The sequence below is a fragment of the Intrasporangium sp. genome (assembly GCF_030452765.1).
Taxonomy (GTDB): Bacteria; Actinomycetota; Actinomycetes; order Actinomycetales; family Dermatophilaceae; genus Intrasporangium_A.
In genome coordinates, this window is sequence record NZ_JAKDLO010000269.1 from 1 (window position 1) to 4,443 (window position 4,443).

4 protein-coding genes are annotated in these 4,443 nt (G+C 69.6%); 1 reads left to right on the top strand and 3 read right to left on the bottom strand.

The features are described from left to right. Positions 1–134: 134 nt before the first annotated feature. Positions 135–710: a DUF6262 family protein gene (locus L0H79_RS21045; protein ID WP_301486626.1), complete on the bottom strand. Its 576-nt coding sequence runs from the start codon at positions 708–710 to the stop codon at positions 135–137. Continuing rightward, positions 707–2,608 carry a site-specific integrase gene (locus tag L0H79_RS21050; RefSeq protein ID WP_301486628.1) on the bottom strand — a complete coding sequence of 634 codons (1,902 nt, stop codon included), beginning with the start codon at positions 2,606–2,608 and terminating at the stop codon, positions 707–709. Before L0H79_RS21050 ends, L0H79_RS21045 begins: the two co-directional genes overlap by 4 nt. 306 nt (positions 2,609–2,914) lie before the next feature. Here L0H79_RS21050 and L0H79_RS21055 point away from each other — a divergent pair, with 306 nt between their 5' ends. Further along, positions 2,915–3,076: a hypothetical protein gene (locus L0H79_RS21055; RefSeq protein ID WP_301486630.1), complete on the top strand. Its 162-nt coding sequence runs from the start codon at positions 2,915–2,917 to the stop codon at positions 3,074–3,076. A 41-nt stretch (positions 3,077–3,117) separates the two neighbouring features. Here the strand turns inward: L0H79_RS21055 and L0H79_RS21060 are convergent, their stop codons facing one another. Then, entirely contained in the window at positions 3,118–4,293 is a 1,176-nt protein-coding gene (locus L0H79_RS21060; protein WP_301486631.1) for a tyrosine-type recombinase/integrase, read from the bottom strand. Positions 4,294–4,443: the final 150 nt, after the last annotated feature.

Consider the following 4,443-nt stretch of genomic DNA (forward strand, 5'->3'; position numbering starts at 1 on the left):
GAACATTCTCCAGGGGTCAGCCTGCCATCTGACCATCTCGGACAGCGTATCGTGTTTATTCGTAGGCTGATTCGTCTACTTTAACGTTCGCAACAGGTGTCGCGCAAGTGGGCACGGCGTGTCTGGTGGGATGTTCACTTGTTGGTCCGGGGGGTGTTGATCCGTGCCATGAGTTCGCGGTTGGTGGCCCGCGCGGCGGTGAGGTCCTCCTCGCGTTCTTCGAGCTGGAGGCGCAGCTCGCCTGCTTGTTGTTCCAAGTGGGTGATCTGTTGTTGGAGGGCGTCGATATCGGTCGGGGCGCCGAGTCCGGACTCCTGCCAAACCTGCTCGCCGAGGGCTTCTGAAAGCCGCTTCTCGAGGTGCTGGTTACGGGCGTGGATCCGGGCAACGCGTTCGTGGGCGGCGAGCAGGTCGGCATGTAGCGAGGCTCGGGTGACTGTCGGGCTGGTGCTCTCGCTGCGGGGTGGCTCGGCCTCGGCTGCGTGGATCTTCTCGAGCAGGTCACGGTGTCGGTAGAGGAAGCTGCGGTCGACCCCGGCGGCGCGAGCGATGGCGGACACGCCGATCTCGGCGCCCTGGGTGATGGCCCGCTCGAGCGCGGTGAGCACGCGCTGGCGGCGGCGCATGGACTCGGCGCGGCGCCCGTCGAGCATGGCTCGAGCCTGCGTGCTCGGCGCGGCGGCGGTCGCGTGGTTGGTCGTGGTGGTCATGCGGTGGCCTCCGAGGGGCTCGTGGTCAGGGGCGGGGGTGTAGTGGCTCGGACGATGGGGATGCCGAGGGCGACGGGGCTGGCGGCGCGGTGCCGGCGTACCACCGTGACGGCCTCGTCGATCTGGGCCCGCTCGGCCTCGTCGAGCCCGTTGACGTCGCCCTTGATTCGGTTGATCAGCCTCCGGATTCGAGTGATCTCTTCCTGGTTGGGGGTGGCGTCGGTACGGGCCCACTCATCGATTCCGTCAACGGCGGCGAGCCGTTCCCGGGTGCGCAGTAGATCATCGAGGTAGGCGCTCAGGTCGGGCAGGTACGCGATATCTGTGCGGAAGTGGTCACATCCGGCGCAGCGGAACCGTACCGGGCAGGCGCCGCCGCCGGCTTGCACGTTGGACGGTTCGGCGCACCGGCCGTAGGGGACGGCGACCTCGCCGACCGCGTAGCGGGCGTGCTCGGAGTCCAGCAGTGTCTTCGCGTCACGCCAGATCCGGTTGCCGTGCCGGTCGAAGCTGAACGCGGTCACCGTGTCGACAGCGGCGCGGCGCCGTCCTTCCCCGACCCGGTAGTAGCGTCGAGTGACTTCGAGGGATCGGTGATCGAGCAGCTCGGAGAGCACGTCGATGGCGATACCGGCGTCGGCGTGCCGTTGGGCATAGGTATGCCGGTACGCGTACGGGACGATCTTGGCCGTGTCGAACTCGGTCCCGTCGTCCAGGCGGATGGTGGGCAGCTGGTCGATCCAGGTGCGGTGGCGCATGTCGAGCATGCCGCCGCTGAGGGGTCTGCGACCGTCGGGGTTGGCCTGTGGGGTGGGTAGCAGGACCAAGTCCGCGAGCAAGGTGTCCGGGAAGCGTTGCCGGACAACGGCTTGCTGCGCGGTGATCAGGTCGGCGGTGGCTTGGCTGATCGGCAGCCGGCGGTCGTGGCGGTAACGCTTGTGGTTGTCATAGACCAGCACGGCCGCGCCGTCCGGGTCGCGGCTGAGGCAGTCCCAGCGCAGCCGCAGGATCTCATCGGGTCGCCGTCCGGTGTCCATGAGCAGCTCGACGGCGAGCCGGACCTCGTGGCCGGACGGGCCGTGCTCGAGGCGTGTCAGCTTCTCGACGAGCTGCCCCATGATCTGTGCGGGCAGATCGCGACCGGGTTCCCCGCGTTCGGGTTCGGCGGGGATGTCGCCGGAGGCGAGGATGAAGTCCTCGCCGAGCCCGGCGGCCGGGCCGCCGGGGCGGGTCAGGCCCAACGCGCGGATCCGGGCGAGCATCCGCTTGACGTTCCGGCAGGTTCTGACGCGTACTTCCGGGCTACACTCGCCGGCCTCAACCAGGTAGGTCAGGCGGTGCAGGAATGATTCAATGTCCTTGCGCCGCAGCGCGGCTGGGTGATCGCCCAGGTCGGCTCGGTGAGCCCGCAGGCTTTGCGACAGGCGTGCCACGCTGCCGACCAGGGAGCGCATCACGCGTCCGGCCCCGTCGCCTCGGTGCCGCGGCATCTCGTCGCTGGCCCAGAGCTTGACCGCCTCACGCAGCCAGGGCTGGGAGATCCCGGTGAATGTCAGCCGTCCACGCAGCCCGAAGACCGCCAGCTCCCACATGTCCTTGACCTGCTCCGCCTCCGGGGCTGCCAGGGCGAGCCGGGTGTGTCGGGCCAGCGCGCCCAGGACTGTCCGTTTCTCCTTGTTCATCCTGGCGGGCGGGTGTTCGGCAAGCACGTCCACCGAGTCGGCCCGGGCACGGCGCAGCTCCTCGACCACTATGCGCAACACCTCGATCCGGACGCGCACCCCGGAGCGGGTGCGCACCTGGAGCCCGTAGAGCACCTGGGTGGTGATCAGCGGTGGCATCCCGGCCAGGCTGACCTGGCCGGTGACCACGACCGGCGAGCTGGTCGCGCGCCACACCGGCTCATCCAGTCTCGGGTCGTCCCGGCGCTGCCGAATCCATTGAGCCTGGTGCGATTCGCAGTAGCTGACCTGCCCGCCGGCCCGGTCTCGTGGGCATGCGCTCACCTGGCAGGGGCCGAACGGTGCCAGCGCACGCCGAGTCGGCGCGGTGGCGTACTCGCGCACCGACAATCCCCGCAGTCGCTGACCGCTGCGGTGTGACCGGCACAGGCCGTGTGACCCGGCGCCGCGCTGACAGCCCGGCACCGCGCATGCCGCCGCCCCGAGCGCCTTCCTTACCGGCTCCTGCCAGCCCAGCAACGGATGATCAGACGGTGGGGCCAAGACCTGACCGGGCACATCCCACCCGCACTCGGCCACGAACCCCGGATCGATGAGCTCGGCAAGCCGCGCCACCTGCCCATCGACGAGGCGGTCCTCGCCGAACACATGCGAGACCGCCCGTCCGGCAGGCGAGGTCGGTGAGGTCGGCGCAGCAACCCGCATCGCCGCCGACGTCGCGCCGGTCACCGGCTCACCGCCGCGTGCGCGCGGGGAACCGGCACCGCATCCACCGCGGCCCGTAGCCGGGCCGAGTCGGGATGTACGTACACCGCAGATGAGGACACCGCGGCGTGACCGAGCAGCTCGGCGACCACATCGATGCCAGTCCCGGCATCAGCCAGGCTGCTTCCGAAGGCATGCCGCAGCTGGTGCGGGCGGACCGGCGTGTCCAACCCGGCCCGCCGCGAGGCCGTCGCGAGCATCGCCCCGACCCCGTCCGGACGCATCGGCGCCCCGATCCGGCCGCGGAACAGATTGACGAGCACGAAGTCGCTGTTCGCGGCCTCCCGCACTCTCATCCGCTCCAGCTCATACGTGTCAAACGCTTGCACGACAAGGAAATCCAGCGGGACGACACGCTGCCGGCGCGACTTGGCCCACGCCCCGTTCGGGTTGTCCCGGCGCACCACGTGCAGGTGAGCCCGAGCGGCCTCGCACCCCAGCATCCGCGAGTCCACCAGCAGATGCACATCCGAGCGGCGCAGCCCACACAGCTCCCCGCGACGCAGCCCAGCGCGCGCCAACAGCAGCACGACCAGACGGTCCCGCGCCGAGCAGCACGCCCGCAACAACGCGACGATCTCCTCGTCGCTGGCCCGATCAACCATCGTTTCCGGCTCCCGCAGCCGATGCCTCACCCGCATCCGCCACGCCATCGACCCGCCCTCGCCAGCCCGCGCCGGCTCGGGCAGATCCCGGTCATCGGCGACCTCGTACAACACCGATACCAAGCCCGCCGGGGCCTGACCCTCAGCGACCGCGTGCACCACCATCCCGCGGACCGCGGTCAACACGCCGTTGATCCGCGACGCCGACCGGGCCGGTGCCGCACCCGGACCGGCCAGCACCACCGAGCCGGCCCGGTTACCAGCCGCATCGGCGCTCGAGGCCTCCGGCCCGGCATGAGCCAGCCACGTCATGAACAGGCCGAACCGCTCCACACCGGCCTGCCAGCCCCGACCCGTCCGGGCGCACCAACGCAGAAACAACGCGATCGCATGCGCGTACGCCTTCGTCGTGGACTCCGCCCCATCGCGCCCGAACCGCTGGTGCCGCAAGAAGGCGTCGGCCACGCCGACGACCTGCAGCTCCTCATCCAGCACCGTCCAGTACCGCCCGCCAGACGGCAACCTCACCATGAACGCCCGCACTCGATTCCCTCGCTCTCTCGTGGACAAGCTTGAACAACTACCAGCCACGAGCACTACACGCGAGGAGAACCGCCGTACAACGGACTCAATAGCCCGATTCGAACAACGTCATGCCACAAGACAGCGACCCACGGAGAA

What these genes read in the sequence shown, in the direction of transcription:
- L0H79_RS21060 (WP_301486631.1), bottom strand. Translation starts at nt 4,293, where the DNA reads ATGGTGAGGTTGCCGTCTGGCGGGCGGTACTGGACGGTGCTGGATGAG.
- L0H79_RS21045 (WP_301486626.1), bottom strand. Translation starts at nt 710, where the DNA reads ATGACCACCACGACCAACCACGCGACCGCCGCCGCGCCGAGCACGCAG.
- L0H79_RS21055 (WP_301486630.1), top strand. Translation starts at nt 2,915, where the DNA reads ATGATCAGACGGTGGGGCCAAGACCTGACCGGGCACATCCCACCCGCA.